Origin of the sequence: Flavobacterium sp. H4147, assembly GCF_029360735.1 — a bacterium.
Classification (GTDB): Bacteria; Bacteroidota; Bacteroidia; order Flavobacteriales; family Flavobacteriaceae; genus Flavobacterium; species Flavobacterium endoglycinae.
The window spans coordinates 726,600-747,099 of sequence record NZ_JARKNB010000003.1; the positions used below are offsets into that span (position 1 = coordinate 726,600).

At 33.7% G+C, this 20,500-nt stretch carries 3 protein-coding genes; all 3 read right to left on the minus strand.

Going from position 1 to position 20,500, the window contains the following annotated elements; genetic code table 11:
- Positions 1–8: 8 nt before the first annotated feature.
- The 3 genes from P2W75_RS17060 to P2W75_RS17070 are packed head-to-tail and all read right to left on the minus strand — an operon-like array spanning position 9 to position 20,489.
- Complete coding sequence (locus P2W75_RS17060) at positions 9–4,442, minus strand: type I polyketide synthase (RefSeq protein ID WP_276381412.1); 4,434 nt, start codon at positions 4,440–4,442, stop codon at positions 9–11.
- The gene (locus P2W75_RS17065) at positions 4,435–17,274 is read right to left on the minus strand and encodes a non-ribosomal peptide synthetase (protein ID WP_276381413.1); all 12,840 of its coding nucleotides are present in this window, start codon (positions 17,272–17,274) and stop codon (positions 4,435–4,437) included. The genes P2W75_RS17060 and P2W75_RS17065 overlap by 8 nt, the downstream gene beginning before the upstream one ends.
- Positions 17,271–20,489 carry a beta-ketoacyl synthase N-terminal-like domain-containing protein gene (locus tag P2W75_RS17070; RefSeq protein WP_276381414.1) on the minus strand — a complete coding sequence of 1,073 codons (3,219 nt, stop codon included), beginning with the start codon at positions 20,487–20,489 and terminating at the stop codon, positions 17,271–17,273. The genes P2W75_RS17065 and P2W75_RS17070 overlap by 4 nt, the downstream gene beginning before the upstream one ends.
- Positions 20,490–20,500 lie beyond the last annotated feature (11 nt).

The window sequence follows — 20,500 nt, forward strand, 5'->3', positions numbered from 1 at the left end:
TTTAAATACTATATAGTTATTGTATTTTGCCCTTTTGCTTTTTCCTGCATTGATGTCATCATGATATCAAGCTGAATTTTTTCGGCAAGTTTCTGTACAGTAGGATTTGTGAATATGTCTAGGATATTTAATTCTACTCCGAATAGTTTATTCATTCGCTTCATTAAAGTCATTGCTTTTAAGGAATCTGCTCCCAAATCGAAAAAGTTGTCTAAAACTCCTATTTCTTTGTATCCTAAGAATGATTGGAAAAGCCCACATAACTGCATTTCAACATCATTAGAGGGTGCTACGTATTCAACTCCGGTTTCATTACGTTCTAGCAGTAAATCGTCTTCTGGAGACTCTACCGTATCTGTATTTTCTATATTGATTTCTAAAACATTAGGATCTTTAAGAGAAACTATCACCTGTGGATAAGATTCTGTTCGTAATGTTTTTTCAACAATTTGAATCAGATTTTGATTAGTGATTCGATTTTCACCAATACCATCTAAATTGACACAATACCAGTTTTTAAATTCCAGTGCTTTATTTTTAACGTATGAATCTATAAAGGCATTTGCTGCGGCATAAGCGCCGTAAGTAAGTCCACCTAAAATTGACGCAAGACTTGATGTAATCCAGATAAAATCAGGGTTTCTATTTTTAAATACATTTTCGATATTAATAAGTCCCTGAACTTTTGGTGCAAACTGGCTTAAGACGGTTTCATCATTCAATTTTTCGACAGGTTTAAACGTTGAAGGATCAACATTTCCTGCGGTATGGAATATTCCTGAAATTTTACCGTGAACTGATTCTATTTTGTCTATTATCTGTGTAAACTGGCTATGATTTGAAACGTCTGTCTGGTAATAATGAATCTGTCTTGTTTCATTTCTCAAATCAATTATTTCATCGATTGATTCAAGAACTTTTTTATCTGAATTAGGATTTGATTTTATATTATCCCATATATTTTCTGCGGGTACATTTTTTCTTCCAATTAAAATAATTGTCGCATTGTATGTATCGCATAAATAGGTTGTAAGCGTTTTTCCAATCTGGCCAAGTCCTCCCGTAATTACATAGGTTTTGCCGTTTGTCAAACTTTTAGTTTCTGGCTGATACTTGATATTCTCATAGAATTCCTGCCATCTGTTTATACCTCTATATCCTATTGTCTGGTCTGAATAATTATAAATTAATTCATTAATGATTTTTGAAACAAACTGCGGCTCGTGATTATCTTGATCAGCATCAATACTGCTGAAAAATACATTTGCATTTTCCTGAGCAAATACTTGCAGCTGTTTTATAGAAGCAGTCATTGCTGTGTTGATTTTTTCATCACCTGTGATTTGATGATTTAAAGTATTCAGCACTGTGATTTTCTTATTAGTTTCCGGTAAATAATCGATAACTTTTTTACATAAATTATTGATTATAGAAAATACAGATAAGAGATTTTCCTGAGTTTCTTCGTCAAAATTCCAGTTAAAAACAATCTGATTAACAGATACTTTACGATCTTCTAGTTTTTTAAATAATAACTTATAATCTTCTTCACTTACAGGATTAAGCAGAAATTCATTTTCGCTCACAGCAGTAAACGAGGCACCTTTTTTAATCTCGATTACTTTATTTCCTTCTTTGCGTAATGCATCAATTACTGCCTCTGCCAATGGGGTTTCTTCAGAAAAAAATAAAAAGTTATTCTCATTTTGTTTTGTTGATTCTTCTTTCTTTAAAATTGATTTTTTCCAGTTTGGCACATAGAACCAGTCATCAAACGAAACTGTTTTTGTGTTTCCAATTTTAGTAAACGGATCAACTTTAAAATCTAATTTATAGATATCAAAACTGTATGACGGCACCGAAATTCTTTTTCTTTTTTCATGAGCGTAATATTCAGTCCAGTTTATTTTTACTCCATTTTTCCAAAGATTTCCAACTGCATTTGTAAACTTCAAATTGTCGTTAGTTTCATCGTTAAAACGAGTCAGAGTTTCAATGGCTGTATTTTTTTTAGAATAATTACTATTCTGTTTGCTTAAAGACAATAATGTATTTCCAGGCCCAACCTCAACAAAAATACCCTGCCCTTTTTTAAGAATTAGTTCAATTCCATCACTGAAATTAACTGTTTGTCTTAAATGGTTTACCCAATAATCAGGCGAAACAGCTTCTTGATCGGTTATTTGTTTTCCTGTTAAATTGGAAACAAATGGCAGTTGTGGATTTGCCAGCTGGACTTTACTAAATTTTTGTTTATACGAGTCAAGCATTTCATCCATCATTGCCGAATGAAAAGCGTGAGAAGTTTTTAGTTTCGAAAATGATAGTTCATTTACAGTCAGTACTTGAGAAAATGATTCGATGTCTTCTATTTTTCCAGAAACAACACAGGTTGTTTTAGAATTTATGGCCGCTATTGAAAGTGTGTCGTTTAATAAGTGCTGTATATTTTCAAGTGGTGCATCAATAGCAATCATGCTTCCTTTTTCAACACTATACATTAATTGTGCTCTGTTTACAATTAAATACAAAGCATCTTTAAGTGAAAAAACACCAGCAATACAAGCCGCAACATATTCACCTAAACTGTGGCCAATCATGTTTTCCGGTTTGACTCCCCATTTTACCAATACGGAAGCCAATGCATATTCTACTAAAAATAAAAGTGGCTGTGTATAAATGGTTTCATTAATTAAATTAAAATCAATATCACTTGCTTTATACCCTAAAATTTCTGCATAATCCTGTTGTGTTAAATCAAATAGTATTTGAAAACCTTGATCCATTGCAATTCTAAAATCGGTTTCGTGCTCATAAAGTGATTTCCCCATTTTAAAATACTGGCTTCCCTGACCTGGAAACATAAAGATCAATTGTTGTTTTTCGTTTACATTTGAAGAGTCCGTTTGGTTTTCAGCTAGTTTGAATGCAACTTCCTCATTGTCTTGACCTACCTCAAAATTTCTATAATTAAATTCTGATCGTCCTGTATTTAGAGTAAAAGCAAAATCACTTAATTCTGATTTTTCATTTCTAAGCGAATTTTCAATTTTAGCGGCATATCTGCTTAACGCTTTTTCGTTCTTTGCAGAATAGGTAACCAATTTATAAGGTCTTGAAGGTTCTGATTTTGTTTCATCCTGATATTCTTCAACAATCATATGCGCGTTGGTTCCACCAATACCAAAACTGCTTACTCCTGCTCTCAAGGGTAAAGAAGGATCTGCAGATTGCCATTTTTCTTTTTGTGTAGTAACGTAAAAAGGTCCTCCTTTAAAATTAATTTCTGGGTTTGGAGTATTAAAGTATTTCAATGGCGGAATTGCTTTGTTTTTTAAAGACAAAGTTGTTTTGATTAAGCCTCCAATTCCAGCCGAATTTCCAAGATGTCCAATATTTGATTTTAAAGATCCAATCGCACATTTGTGATTTTTGTCATAATTAAAGGCCTGGTTTAGTGCGTCTATTTCAACAGGATCTCCTAGTTTAGTGCCAGTTCCGTGGCATTCTACATAAGAAATTGAATTATAAGGGGTTTTAGCCATTTTGTGAGCCGAAGTAACGCATTCAACCTGACCTTTAATACTAGGCGCTGTATAACCAACCTTCATGTTACCGTCGTTATTTACGGCCGAAGCACGAATTATGGCATATATATTATCTCTATCATTGATAGCATCTTCCAATCTTTTTAAAACTACTACTCCTGCACCTTCTGCACGCACAGTTCCAGTAGATTCACTGTCAAACGGACGGCAGTAACCGTCTTTGGAATTGATCATTCCTTCTCTGTAAAAATATCCTGGTGTGCTGCTGGTTTTTAAATTAACCCCGCCTGCAACAGCCATTGAACATTCTCGTAACAATAAACTTCTACATGCCAAATGTGTTGTTACCAGCGAGCTTGAACACGCTGTATCAACTGCCATACTTGGACCTCTTAAGTTTAGTTTGTATGAAATTAAACTGCTGATAAAGTTTTTATTGCTGATAAGTGATAGAAAATAAGGATCAATATTTTTGTTTTCAGTAATCATACTGTGTGCAATCCAATTGAAGTTATCTTCTGCCGTGAGATACATTCCTACTTTATCTTTGTAGTCAAATACATTATAACCTGCATCTTCTATGGCAAGCCAAACCTGCTCATGCAGAATTCTGATTTGCGGATCCATTAAATTTGCTTCATCTTTAGTGTAGCCAAAAAATGGATAGTCGAAACTTTCAGAATTTTCTATAGACGAATTTCTTTTGACAAAATTTTCATCATTTACGACTTTTTTATCTATTCCAAGTTGTTCTATTTCCTCATCAGTGTAAAATTGAACCATCTCATTTGCTTCAATTAAATTTTCCCAAAATTGTTTGGAGTCATTTGATTTTGGAAACTTACATGAGATACCAACTATTGCTATATCTCTTTTTAATGATTCTCTATTCATAATTTTTGTCTATTAATTCTTCTAAAAATTCGTCAAATTGTTCTAGTATGTTTTCTTGATCGGAGTTTGAAACTGGCTCTATATCAGTTTCTATATTTTGTATTTTATCTGCTAATTTTTTTACCGTTGTAAACTCGAAAAGAACTGCGATATTGATTTCAATTTTCAATTGGGATTTTATAATATCCTGCATTCTCACAAGTTTTAGGGAATTCATGCCCAAATCGAAAAAATTATCATTGATTCCAACTTTACTTTCTTCTATATTAATCAGAGAAGCTGTAATTTGAATGAGCTGTGCTTCAAGGTCATTTTCGGCAGCAACATATTCTTGATGAATAAGATCTTGATTGGTAACAGCCGGAAGCGCTTTTTTATCTGTTTTTCCGTTTGGAGTTAAACTGATTTTATCTACCGCTACATAAAAACTAGGCACCATATAATCTGGCAGTTTCTCCGAGATGTAATTTTTGAGTTCGGTTTTGTCGATGGTGTTTTTAGCTGTGTAATAAGCTGCCAACGTTTTCTCTCCATCGACTTCAACTGCCTGAACTGCTGTTTGAAGGATATCTTCTGAAAAAGCCGTAATCGTATTTTCTATTTCTCCAAGCTCAATTCGGTACCCTCTAATTTTTACCTGATCGTCTATTCTTCCTAAATAATCAATATCGCCGTTTGGAAGCTTTCTGACCAAATCGCCAGTTCTGTACATCAATTCACCATTTCTGAACGGATTTGGTAAAAACTTACTCTGAGTCATTTCTGGATTGTGGAGATATCCTCTTGCTAAACCATATCCTGAGACAAAAAGTTCTCCCGAAACTCCTGCGGTACATGGCGATAATGCTTCATTTAAAACGTAAACTTGCGTGTTTGCAATTGGTTTTCCTATCGGGATCAGGTGAGAATCTAGTTGTGTTCCTTTTTCTATTTTAAAGATCGTGGCACAAATACTGGTTTCTGTAGGTCCATAAGCATTAAAGAAGTTTCCGTATTGCAGATATTCACAAACTTTGTCATAAACTGCTGCTTCACCAGCTGTTACAAGAGATTTTACATTTTTAAGACTGCTTACATCCATCAATTTAAAAAGCGCAGGAGGTATAGTTGCGATTTCTATTTTATGATCGATAATGTATTTCTCGAGCATTTTAACATCTTTTCGGGTTTGTTCATTCAAAACAAATAATGTCTTCCCGGCCAATAGTGTTATAAAGATTTCTGAAACAGAAGCGTCGAATGAAAATGATGCAAATTGCAAACTGTTCTGACATTCTCTTACTCCAAAAATGTCTATCTGAGATAAAATTGTATTAAGAATACCGCCGTGTTCAATTACAACTCCTTTTGGGTTTCCAGTTGAACCAGAAGTATAAATTACATAAGCTGCATTGGTCGCGGTTACTCTTTTCTCTAAATTTGAGACTGGGTATTGTGTTGCTTCTGTAAAAAGTTTCAATTCGGCTTCATCAATTACAGCTTTACAGTTACTGTTTTTTTCGATGTAATCGATTCTTTCCTGTGGGTAATTTGAATCTAATGGAAGATAAGCTGCTCCTGTTTTTAAGATTGCTAATAAACAGATAATTAATTTTTCACTTCTGTCTAATTTAATACCAATGATATCTTCAGGTTTGGCATCGAACTTTTCGACTAAATAGTGCGCAAATTGATTCGCCAGTTCATTGATTTCGCTATAGGTTAAAACAACCTCATCAAAAACTACTGCCTTAGTATCTGGTGTTTTCGCTGCCTGCTCTTCAAATAAATCAATAATATTTTTCTCTTTACAAATATTGGTTTTCGTTGCAGTATATTCTGCTGCGATTTGATCTTTTTCCTGCAGAGTTAAATAATTAATCTTTTGTATTTTTTCTTCAGGTGAATTGATCAGTGCTGAAAGCATAATTTCAAAATGTGCCGTCATTCTTTCTATAAATGCAGTATCATAGATATCTGTATTATAGATAACTCTTAGCGATAAAGTGTCATTTTCCCTGAATTCAAACGTTAAATCAAATTTTGAAATATCTCGCTTAAGCGGATAATTTTTGACTTGAAGACCAGCCATGAATTGATTTTCATTTTTATAATCTGATGATTCGGTTTGATTTTGTAAAACCACCATTACATCAAACAATGCCGATCTTCCTGTGTCTCTTTTCAGATTGAGTTTTTCTACTAGTTCATCAAATGGATAATTTTGATTTTCATATGCGTTTAAAATCATATTTTTTTCAAAATCAAGCAGTTCTAAAAGAGTAGAATCTGTATCAATTATCGTTCTTAATGCCAGTGTGTTTAAATAAAGTCCAATCTGGTTTTCTAAATCGATATGGTCTCTTCCGGCAACAGGTGTACCTACAATAATATCTTGCTGGCCGCTGTATCGGTTTAGTAAAGCGTTGACTGCTGTCATTAAAATGATAAATAAGGTAGCATCATGCTGGATAGAAAAGGCTTTTAATTTTTCTGATAAATCTTTAGAAAAATGATATTCTGTATAATTTCCGTTATATGTTTTTATTAACGGACGGTTTTTGAATGAAGGAAGTTCGAGTACAGGAATAGTTCCTGAAAACTGATTCAACCAGTATTTTTCTGCAATTTTATATTTATCTCCCTGTACTTCATGATTTAGCCATGCTGTATAATCTTTGTACTGAATATTTAGTTCTGGTAAATCGGCTTCACCACCTGCGATCAAAGCGTTGTATATTGTCGTGATTTCTTTTATAATAAGTTCCATTGACCATCCATCGCTTATGATGTGATGCATTGACAAAAAGAAAAGATGTTCATCTTCTTCTATTCTAATGATACTGCTTCTTAAAAGAGGGGCTTTCTCTAAATTGAATACTTCTGAATTTCTTTTTTGAAGATAGTCGGTAACAGCATGTTCTTTATTAGAAATCCCTCTAAAATCTTCTGTTTCGATTGAAAAATCTAATACATTCGATGGTGTTATGTATTGGTAAACACTTCCGTCTGTATCATTTTTGAAAGAAGTTCTTAGAATTTCATGACGGTCAATTAAAAGTTTAAATGCCTTTTCAAGTTTATAAACATCTAATTCTCCTTTAAAAACAATCGCTGCTGGAATATTATAAGCCAATGATGCTTCTTTAAACTGGCTTAAAATCCAGAATCTGAGTTGAGATGCGGTTACGGGATAACGATCTGCTTCCTGAATTTTATGTATAGGATGATATGCAATTCCTGTTAGTTTTTGAGCAATTCCTTCGATCGTTGGTGTTTGAAAGAAATCAGAAATACTTATGTTCTTAGATAATTGTTTATTTAACTGATTAACCACTTTGATAAGGCTTAAGCTATGACCTCCAAGTTCGAAAAAGTTATCTTTAACACCTATTTTTTCTATTTTAAGAACATCCTGCCAGATTGCTGCAGTTTGCTGTTCAATAGTATTTCTTGCCGGAATATATTCTGTATGTATTCTGTCTTTTCCAGAAACTTCTGGTAATGCTTTTTTATCAACTTTACCATTTGTAGTCAGCGGAATAGCATCCAGCTGGATGTAATAACTTGGCAGCATATAATCAGGAAGCATTCTGCTTAATTCAGACTGGATCATATTTTTATCTAATACTGAATCAGATACATAATAAGCTGTCAGGTATTTTTCATTCCCGTTTTCTTTTACTGCGGCTATAGAGTGGCTGATTCCGTTAATGTTTGAAAGACAGTTTTCAATTTCTCCCAGTTCAATACGGTATCCGCGGATTTTTACCTGATCGTCGATTCTTCCTGTATAATCAATATTACCGTCGGCAAGCCATCTTCCTAAATCACCTGTTTTGTACATCAATGCTCCTTCTTTAAAAGGATTCGGTATGAATTTCTCCGCTGTAAGCTCAGCACGGTTGATGTAGCCTCTGGCAAGTCCGTCTCCGGCAATGTATAATTCACCTGTAACTCCTACTGCGCATGGGTTTAAGGATTCGTCTAGAATATAAATCTGTGTATTGGCAATTGGTTTACCGATCAGAACGGTTTCTGCTGCATTTTTAACATCGTAGATAATACAGCCTACGGTGGCTTCTGTCGGTCCGTATTCGTTGATAATCCTGATTTCAGGATTCAGGTTCTGAAGGATTCTAACCTGGTTTTCCAGAAGTGCTTCTCCTCCAACAATCGCCAGTTTTACAGCTGTCTGTTTTATATCAAGGCTTTCCAGAATACTGATGTGCGCCGGAGTCAGTTTTATACTGCTGATGTTACTCTCAAAATAAGACGTCAGCAGTTTCGAAATATCATCTGTAGTTTCAAAAACAGTCAGTTTTCCTCCGCTGATGATAGGCAGAAACACGCTCGTTACAGTTAAATCGAAAGACAGTGAAGTAAATAATCCGAAATCAAGAGGATGCGCTCCGCCGGCTGAATAGTATTCTTTCCCCCAGAGCAGGTAATTTGTTAAAGAAGCATGTGCAATTTCAACGCCTTTTGGATTTCCGGTTGAACCTGAGGTATAGATTACATAGGCCGAATCAGTTTCACGGATGTTTTCATCTAAATTATCGGAAGAATAATGGACTGCTTCCGCATCAAAATTAATCCACTCAGCTTCGTCTACAATTACCTTGCAGTTACTGTCTTTTTCTATAAAATCAATTCTTTCCTGTGGATAAGTCGAATCTATAGGCACGTAAGCTCCGCCTGATTTTAAAACTGCCAGAATCGAAATTACCAGTTTTTCGCTTCTGTTCATTTTTATTCCTGCTTTATCTTCAGACTGCAGTTTGTATTTGTGTTTTAAATAACGGGCAAATTGATTTGATTTTTCATTAAGTTCTTTATAATTCAGTGAAATCCCTTCAAATGTCAATGCATCTACACTTGGTGTTAGTTCTGTCTGATTTTCAAATAATTTTACGATTGTTTCTTTTTGATAAACGGCTTTTGTCGTATTAAAATCGTATAAAACTTTTGTTTTTTCCTGAGCTGTTACATAATCCAAATGTTTAATTTTCTGTTCTGGTTTTTCTGCCATTTTAGAAACCAAAACTTCAAAATGAGATAGTAATCTATAGATAAATGCACTATCGTAAATATCTGTATTATAATTAATTCTTAGTTGCAACTCATCTTCTTCAACAAATTCAAATGTTAAATCGAATTTTGAAACTTCTCGTTTAAGATCATATCTTTCTACTTCGATATTTTCTAGTTTTTGATTTTCGTTTTTAAAACTGCTTAATTTAGACTGGCTTTGAAAAACAATCATTACATCAAATAATGCCGATCTACTGGTATCTCTTTTTAATTCCAGTTTTTCTACAAGTTCATCAAAAGGATAAATTTGATGTTCATACGAAGCTAAAATCATCTTTTTCTCAAAATCTAATAGGTCTAAAACACTAGATTCTTGATTGACATTGGTTCGTAATGCCAATGTATTGAGATAAATTCCAATCTGGTTTTCGAGATCTGCATGATCTCTTCCTGCTATCGGTGTACCAATGATAATATCATCTTGTCCACTGTATTTATGCAATAACAAATTAATACCTGTCACTAAAGTCATAAACAGTGTCGCGTCGTATTTGGCTGAAAAAGTGTTTACCCTTTTAAGAAATTCTACTGAAAATGTATGACTTATATTATCTCCGTTATAGGTTTTAACCAAAGGACGGTTTTTAGATGAAGGTATTTCTAATACTGGAATACTTCCCGAAAATTGGTCCATCCAATATTGTGCTGCTGATTTGTATTTTTCTTTTTCAGTTTCATTGTTCAGCCAGGCTGCGTAATCTTTGTACTGGATTTTTAATTCGGGTAAATTAATTTCTGAACCTTGCGCGAGAGCATTATAAATTGCTACAATCTCTTTTACAAGTACTTCCATTGACCAGCCATCGCTTATGATATGATGAATCGACAAAAAGAAAACATATTGTTTTTCTAATGTTTGTACAATAGCACTTTTTAAAAGTGGTGCTTTTTCTAAGTCAAATTCTTCACTGCATTTGGTTTGGAAATAATTATCAATATGAATTTCTTCTTCTAATATTGAATCAGAATTAAATTTAACGATCTCGAAGTCTAAATTTATACTCTCAATTGGTAAAACAAATTGTCTAACATCATCTGTATCAGAATCATATTTGAAGATAGTTCGTAAAATTTCATGACGTTCTATGAGTATCTTGAAAGATTCATCAAAAAGAGCTGTATTTAATTCTCCTTTTAATTTTACGGCATACGACATATTGTAAGCTTGAGATCCGCCTTCAAACTGGCTTAAGATCCATAATCTTTTTTGAGAAGCAGATAAAGCATAACTGTTGCTTAAAACAGTATTTGGAATAGCCGAGAAATCACTTTCATTTAATTTTTCAGAGAGCGCCGCAATAGTTGGATTCAAAAAGAAATCTTTAAACGTAATGTGTTTATTAAGCTGTTTGTGAATTCTATTGATAATCTGCGACACTACAAGACTATGACCTCCTAATTCAAAAAAGCTGTTTTCTGTTCCTACTTCTTTGTAATCTAAGTTTAATGTTTCTGCCCAGATTGCCGTAAGTTGTTTTTCTAATTCGTTTTTTGGCGCTTTGTATTCAACTTTTTTCAAATCAGATACGACTGGAGCTGGTAATGCATTTCTATCTATTTTACCTGTTCTGGTAAGAGGGAATTCTTCCAGAATCAAATAAATAGAAGGCACCATGTATTTAGGCAGTATTGCAGCTAACTGTGTTTTTATTTCATCTATTCCCTGAGCTGATTTGACTTTTAAATAAGCGGTAATGTAATTGTTGTTTTGCACTTCTTTAACTAAAACTACGGCTTCGCTTATTGATTCTAGTTTTTCTAACTGATATTCAATTTCTGATAATTCTATTCTTAATCCATTCAGTTTTACCTGAGAATCTTTACGCTGCAAGAATTCAATTTCGCCTGTAGGCAGCATTCTTCCTATATCACCTGACTTGTAAATTCTTGTATTTTCTGATTCGAAATTATTAATGAAAACTTTGTTTGTCTGTTCTTCTCTGTTCAAATATCCTAATGATAGATAATCGCTTTTGAATGTAATTTCTCCCGTTTGGTATACCCCTTTTCGGTTATTATTTTCATCCAAAAGAAAGACACTTGTTTCTACTACTGATTTACCCAAAGGCACATTGTTTCTGGTGATCTGCGAATTATGGTTGACAAATTTTTGAGATACAATAGTTGCTTCTGTTGGTCCATAATCGTTTACCAAGAAAGCTCCTTCAGCAAAATGTTTTTTGAATAAATCAATATCAGAGAGATGGCATGATTCTCCTCCTAAGTCGATTAATCGTACGGTTGGAAGGATTTCATTTTCGGCAAGACCTTTTAAAAAATTTCTATAAATGGTAGGAACCATATGTATAATAGAAATATTTTGGGTTTTAAGCCAGTCTGGAAGTGCCAGCAATCCTTTATCTACTATATTATAAATACTTACTACAGCTCCGTTCAATATGGCTCCATAAATATCTTTTACTGAGGCATCAAAGGTGTAAGTAGAAAAAACGCTCAAATTGTCATCAACAGAAATATGGGTGTTGTTCGTATATACTCTAATGTAATGCAGTACGTTTCGCTGAGTTTGTACAACTCCTTTTGGCATTCCTGTAGAACCCGAAGTATATAAAACATATGCTTCTGTTTCTCTGTCAATACTTTGAAGCGAAATTGTGATTTCTGGAAGATTATAATTTTCATCAATTTTAAAAATCGATAAATCCTGAACTTCTTCTACTGCCTGCAAAGCTATACTTAAAGTCAAACTGTTGCATACTATGTGTTTACAGCCTGAATCTTCTATTATAAACTGTATTCTGCTTAAAGGACTATTGGCATCTATTGGCACATACGTATACCCTGCTTTCAGTACGCCAAGCATACCTATAACGCAAGTTTCATTGTGGTCTAAAAGCAATGCAATTCTCTTAGTATCAGTGTTTGTTTTTTCTTTTATCTGTACCGCTAAATGATTCGCACAGTTATTAAGCGTTTGATAACTAAGACGTACTCCGTTAGCATATACTGCAGTTTTTTCAGGAAATCTTTTAACCTGTTTTTCAAAACGCTGCGGAATACTTTGTTCTATTTCTTCTGATTCAAAATATTCGAAAGCATTGACCGGTTTTGCGTCTTCTTCCGGATACATATAATTTTCGAAGATTTTTATTTCCTTAACCGCAATTTGTTCATTTGATACAACTTGATCGATAATAGACAGATAGGCTTCCATCCAATATTCAATTGTTTCTTTTTTGAAAAGATTGTGATCGTATACGCAGTTTATAAGACAGCCGTTAGAAAATGTTTTTACATAACATTCTAAATCGAATTTCGGAGAGGTTTCTAGTATTTTGTGTACAGGATTAAAATCAGTAATAACCTGTGTTTCTTCGAGATCAAAATCCAGCATATTAATAAATACTGGACATAGTGGAAAACGGTTGTCGTCACTCGAAATTTTTAGTAGTTCTAATAACTTTTCGAATGGATAATTTTGATACGTTAACGCGTCTATAATAGTTTCATTAACCTGCTGCAGCCATGATAAAAAGGATTCTTCAGCACTTATTTTGTCTCTTAAAACTAGTGTGTTTATAAAACAACCTGCCAGATCTTTTAACTGAAAGTGGTTTCTGTTTGCTGCGGGAATTCCAATAATGATATCTTCTTCTGCAGTAAGTCTGTATAAGAGAATTTTTAGAGTGGCGGCAAAAAGGGTAAAAGTGCTGAAGCCCTTACTTTTTGATAGTTTTTCAATTTTTTGTTTTTGTACACTATCCAAATAAATAGTATACGAAGATGAATTGGTATCTCCGCTTTTTATTTTTGAGGCATAATCAGAAGGCAATTGCAGATAAGGCAATGATCCGGAAAGTTTTTCTTTCCAATAATTTTCATAACCATTTATTTCTGAAGATTGAAGCTGATCATTTTGCCATTTGGCGTAATCTTTATATTGTATTGATAATTCTGGAAGTTCTACTTTTTTTCCATTAATCAAAGCGTTATAAATATGCATTAAATCTCTCGAAATAACTTCGATAGACCAGCCGTCGCTTATAATATGATGAATATTAAAATACAAAGTATGACCTGTATTATTTTCAAGAACTCCGACTTTAAAAAGAGGAAAAACTTCAAGATCAAATTCGTATTCAAAAATTTCATTTCTAATAATCGATTCTGACTGATATGCAGGAATACTAAGGGTAGAATGAGAAAGTACTTTTTGTTTAGGAATTCCTGTATCTTCAACAAATACGGTTCTTAAAATTTCGTGGCGATCAATTAAAATGTTGAAAGCTTCCTGAAATACAGCAAAATTTAAATTTGAAGGTAAGTCTTGGGTGCTGTATATATTAAATTCCTGTGATTTTCCTTGAATTTTATACAACAGCCAATATCGAACTTGTGAAGGTGACAGATCATAGTTGTGCTGATTTTCTAATTTTTTAATTTCAAAAACAGCCGCTGTATTGTCTTGTTTTAAATTGTCGACCAGTATTGCATGATCTTTTAAACTTGTATTGGTATAAAGTGTTTTTAAATTTACGGAGATATTAAATACTCTCTGATATTCACTCAATAATCTGGTTAATAAAATACTGTGTCCTCCTAATTCAAAAAAATCATCTGTACTGCCTACGATCTCAAGATTTAAAAGATTTTCCCAGATGGCTGCGATGCTCTTTTCGGTTTCACTTTGCGGGGCTATATATTCTTTTCTTGCAATATTCTCGCTGTCCACATCTGGCAGTGCTTTGCGGTCAATTTTACCATTTGGAGTTAATGGCAGAGCATCCAATTGCACATAAATATTTGGAACCATATATTCAGGCAGTTTTCCTTGAAGATAGGCTCTGAGTGTTGTTTTCTCTATATCATTTTCTGATACATAATATACAACCAAGACTTTTTCAGAATTTAATTCTCTCGCAGCCACAACTGCTTGTTTTAAATCATCTGAATATTGAGACAATGCGGTTTCAATATCACCAAGTTCAATTCGATAGCCTCTTATTTTTACTTGATTATCATTTCTGCCCAAAAATTGGATTTCTCCTTTTTCATTCCATTTGCCGACATCACCAGTTTCATAAATAAGTGCTCCTTCAACAAATGGGCTTTTGATAAATTTCTGATTTGTTAAGGTTTCATTTTTATAATATCCTTTTGCTAATCCGTCACCGCCAATATAGATTGCTCCTACTACTCCAGGAGCGACAGGGTGCAAAAATTTATCCAGCAGATAAAATTGAGTATTGTTAATTGGTTTACCAATATTTGAAGCGTCTTTAGGTTTCTCAATTTGTTTTAAACTAGACCATATAGTAGTTTCTGTTGGTCCATACATGTTCCATACCTGAGAGCAGGTTTCAGTAAGTTTTTTTGCCAGTTCTTCATTTAGCAAATCACCTCCGCATAATACTTTCAATATTTTACTTCCCTGCCAGTCAGCATTAAAAAGCATCTGATAGAAACTTGGTGTTGCTTGAATAACAGTTGTCTGGATTTCATTTAATTTTTCAATTACCGAATGTGGATTTGCTAAAATCTGCTGTTCGGCGATATAAAGACTTGCTCCGGAAATTAACGGAACAAAGAATTCTAAAATTGAAATATCAAATGAATAAGTGGTTACAGAGAATAAAACATCTGATTGGTTAATACCTGGTTTTTGTTGTATACTAGTTAAGAAATTAAGTAATGCACGGTGGCTGATTTCTACACCTTTCGGGTTTCCAGTTGAACCTGATGTGTATATAATATAAGCTGTATCCGAAGCTAGTGCCTGTGATGGAAGAAACTCTTTAAAATCGTTTATTTTCTCAAAAAGTTCTTCAAACAATATCACAGAAATTTCGCTGCCAATATGACTGTATTCTTCTTGACTGATGATGTTTTTAACACTGCTGTTTTGAATGATATAGCGTAACCTTTCTTCTGGAAAAACTGGATCAAGCGGTATATAAGGTCTCCCCGATTTTAATATTCCTAATAAAACAGCCAGCATTCCTGCCGATCTATTTATAAGGACTGCAATTGGAGATTTGTCATTTTCCACAGCAGTAGCATGTATGTAAGAAGCTATTTTTTCTGAAATTTCATCCAGTTCTGCATACGAATATGACGTAATGCTATCTCTCAAAGCAATGTTTTGGGGTGCTTTTTCTACCTGCTCGCGAAATAAATCTACTACTGTTTTTTCTCTTGGATAGTCAGCAGTTGTTTTATTATATGCTATTAAAATCTGATTCTTTTCTTCTTGACTTAAAAAATCGATTTTTTCAATCCAAGTATCTTTCGCTTCAATCGCTTTGGATAAGAAAGTTTCAAAATGATTAAAAACATTCTCAATCCATGAAGCATCATAGATATCGGTATTGAATTCAATATTTAAGGTAATGAGATTGTTGTATTCAGAAAAATTGAAACTCAAGTCAAATTGAGAACTCTTTTTTTGAAAATCATATCGTTCCAGAGTAAGTCCGCTTATTTCTTCCTGAAGATTTAAAGTAAGTTGTGATTGATTTTGGAAATTTACCAATACATCAAAAAGTGCTGAACGGCTTAAATCTCTTTTAATGTTTAGTTTTCTCACTAATTCATCAAAAGAATACATTTGATGTTCATTTGCGGCAATTAGATTTTCTTTTTCAATTTGTAAAAGCTCTGCAAATGTATTTGTCTCGTTAAATAACGTTCTAATTACCAAAGTATTGATATACAACCCTATTTGATTTGCCAAATCTGGATGTTCTCTACCTGCAATTGGTATTCCCGCTATAATATCGTCCTGACCTGAATAACGGTATAAAAGTGCTTTTACACCCGCCATAAACGTCATGAATAAGGTTGCTTTATTTTCTTCTGAAAATACTTTTAATTTATTCGAAAAGTTTTCAGAAAAAGTACGGCTCAAGTTATCTCCATTAAAAGTCTGTAAAGCTGGTCTTTGTCTAAAACTTGGAAGATTAAGTATTGGAAGTTCTCCTTTTAATTTATCGAGCCAATACTTTTCTGAATTTTTATATTTTTCTTTCTGCATTTCAGCATTAAGCCATACGGAATAATCTTTATACTGAAATTTAAGTTCTGGAATAATACTGTCCTGCCCTTTTAAAAGAGCATCATAACGTTGTACAACTTCTGAAATTAACAATTCCATAGACAATCCATCACTAATAATATGATGCATACTGAATAGGAATATATGTTCTCGCGCAGCTGTTTTAATTAGAGAAGCTCTTACAAGAGGAGCATTTTCTAAATTGAATTCCTCATTGATTTTTTCATTAATAAAATGGTTCAGTTTTTCGTTGCGATCTGATTCTGAAGAAAAATCAATCTGCGAAATGGTAAAATCAACTTCGTTTGCGGGTACAATAAATTGTCTTACTTCCTGAGTTTCATTATCTACTTTAAATACCGTTCTTAAAACTTCATGTTGTGCAATAAGTTCTTTAAATGATTTTTCGAAAAGGATTACCGGAAGTTCACCTTTAAGCTTAATCGCATACGACATATTGTACGCCTGCGAACCTCCTTCGAACTGGCTTAACATCCATAATCTTTTTTGAGATGGTGATAGCGGATAATGCTCCATTTCTGGAGATTTTTCGATAGTCTGGTATTTTTTAAAATTTGTTTTTTCTTCTATCGTTTTTTTAATTTCTTCCTTATGCTCTTTTAATAGGTTTAAAAGACCTTGATCGATACCAGCATCAGGAAGTATACAAATAAGCTTATCTTCTTTTATGGCAAGTTTTACGTTGTTATTTCTTAGTTCTGCCAATAATAATTCTATATTCATATCTCAATATAATTATTGTTATTCTCGCTCTCTATTTCAACAATATCGAGTAATTCAAGAGTCCTTTTCTTTGATTCGATGAATGATGCAAGTCCTTTTATGGTAGCACATTCTGATAATTCTCTAAATGACAATGTGATTTCAAATTCATCCGATAATTGATTTAAAAGCTGTACAGCCAATAAAGAATTTCCGCCTGCTTCAAAATAGTTATCTTCAATTCCTACTGGAGAATATCCTAGAATGGCGCTCCAATATTTTATTATAGTTTCTTCAGTATCGGTTTCAGGTGCAGCAAAAACAGCACTAACCTTTCTTTTTGGATTTGCATTTTGAGCTGTACTTGTTTCAACATCACGTGAAAGTTCATTGTACAGAATTTCAACTCGGTCAATGATTTTTTGGTCTTCTGAAAAAAGCTTTTTGAGATCCGTTACATACTGTGTATTTAAATCATTCAGCTTGCTCAATACCTGTTCTGAAACTTTATTATCCGCAAGATCAATTTCAACTGATGTTCTTAATCGGTCATTTGCATATTGATCGTTGTTATGCTGATGTAAACCTTTTATTTGTTCAAAATTCTTAATGCTGATTGCCGTTTTTGGTTTCCAAAACTTGTTTTTTGAAAAAACATATCCAGGCAGTGCAATTCGTTTTCCTTCGTGATTTTCAGGTAAATGGTATATTGCTCCTTTTGCACACAATACCGCTTTGGCTTCATAAAAATTGACAAATGAATTATCCGTTTCAGATTGTTTAGAAAGCAGATTTACTACGTTTACGTCGTGATTGAAAATAGATTTTACAAAGGATGACAATCCATTTCCTGGACCAACTTCAATAAAAACCGGATTCGAAAAATAAGATGCTGCATTTCTTACCGCCTGAGAAAATTTAACAGGATTGATAATCTGTTGTAACCAATATTCCTTAGAACAAAAAACATCGGCTTGTATCAAATCTCCTGTATAAGTTGAGAACACTTTTAGGTCAAAATTTTTAAAATTTACCTCAGCTAGTATGGTATCAAATTCCTGCAGTACATCGTTCATCATTTGTGTATGATAAGCGTGCGATACTTTTAATTTTTTATATTCTATAGTATTGAATTCTAAATTTCTAATTTGATATTCAATCGCTTCTTTTGTTCCTCCAATTACAATATTTTCATCAGCATTAAATGCGCAGATAGCGACATCAGCAATTAATATTGACTCAATTTCTTCAGCTGTGGCACGCACCAAAAGCATATCGCCTTTTGGCATGCTGCCCATTATTCTGCCTCGATGGTAAACCAGTTTTAAGGCATCTGGCAGCGAAATACAATCAGCAATGCAGGCCGCTGTAAATTCACCCAAACTATGTCCAATAATAGCGTTTGGTTTAATTCCTGATCGTATCACTTCTTTAGATAAACAGTATTCGACAACGAATAAAGCAGCCTGTGTATTTTCGGTTTTATCTAATGACTCAGTTTCTGAAAAAATTATTTCTTTAAAATCAATGCCAGATAATAACTGCAGATGTTCGAAACAATCATCCATATCATTTCTGAAAGCTATACTGTGCTGATACAATTCTGATGTCATGTAACTATACTGGCTGCCCTGCCCTGGAAACATAAATATGTTTTCTGATATAGTGTTTCCGTATCCTTCGTAACAACTGTTTTTTTGAGTACCGTTTAATTGGTTCTGTAATTCGGTTTTATCATTACAAACCAGACTAAAACGATACGGCATTACTTTTCTTCCATACAAAGTGGTAAATTCTATATCTGCCAATTTTGCATCTGGATTAAAACTGATATATTCTGAAAGCTGCTTTTTTTGAAGCTCAAGATTATGTGGGTTTAAAGCTGACAATGAAATTACAAACGGACGGTTTGTCTTTTCTGTTTTTTCTTGTACCGGCGGCTGTTCTACGATAACATGAACATTAGTTCCTCCTACTCCAAACGAACTTACTCCTGCTCTTCTTAATGCAAAATGCTGCGGCCATGGCTGGTAATTTTGATTGACATAAAAAGGTGAAGAATCTAATTTTAATGCTGGATTGGGTTCTGAAAAATTAATACTTGGAACCAAAAAACCTTTATTAACACATAATACCGATTTTATAATGGCTGCAATTCCTGCCGCTGCATCGAGATGACCTATATTACTTTTTACTGAACCAATCGCACAATATTGTTTCTTATCAGAATATCTTCCAAATGCTTCTGTTAGTGCTGCTACCTCAATAGGATCACCAATTAAGGTTCCTGTACCATGTGCTTCGATCATACTTACCGATTCCAGGCTAACATCGGCTACTGCAGAAGCTTCAAGAATTACATCTCTCTGATAATTAATACTTGGCGATGTATAACTTTGTTTATTTGAACCATCATTGTTTACAGCAGTTCCTTTTATTAAAGCGTAAATATGATCCTGATCTTTAACTGCATCAACGGCTCTTTTCAATACAATAGTCCCAACACCGTCTCCACTTACTGTTCCGCTTGCCTCTTTGTCAAAAGGACGGCAGACTCCATCTCTAGAGTAAATAGATTCTGGAGCATGAATATATCCTGCATTTTCATTTGAATCAAACGAAGCTCCTCCGGCAAGCGCCATATCACATTCTCTGTTTAATAAACTTTGACATGCAAGATGTACAGCAAGTAATGAGGTTGAACAAGCTGTTTGAACCGTCATTACAGGTCCTGTTAAGTTTAGTTTATGCGAAATCCAGGTTGCTAGAAAGTCTTTTTCATTTAAAATTCTGTACAAAAGAGGATCAACCTGTTCTGGATAGGAATTGGAATGTAACAGTTTTAGTAAATACGAATTTGTAGACATTCCGCAGAAATTACCCACTGATAAATCTGAACGTGATACATCGTAGCCTGAATCTTCAATGGCATGCCAGCTTGTTTGCAGCAACAATCTAATCTGTGGATCCATAAGCGAAGCTTCATGATTTGATATACCAAAAAAATCAGCATCAAAATATTTTGCACTTGCCAGCTTAGAACTGGCATTTACAAAGGCTTTATGATTTAGGATATCTTCAGAAATACCTAGTTTAGCAATTCCTTGCAGATCGGTTTTCTTTATGCTGTTGATACCGTCTTTTAGGTTCTGCCAATATTCGTTAAGATTTTCTGCATCAGGAAAGCGTCCAGCCATTCCTATTATTGCTATATCATTTTCAGAAATTTGTTTCATTCTTTTAAAAA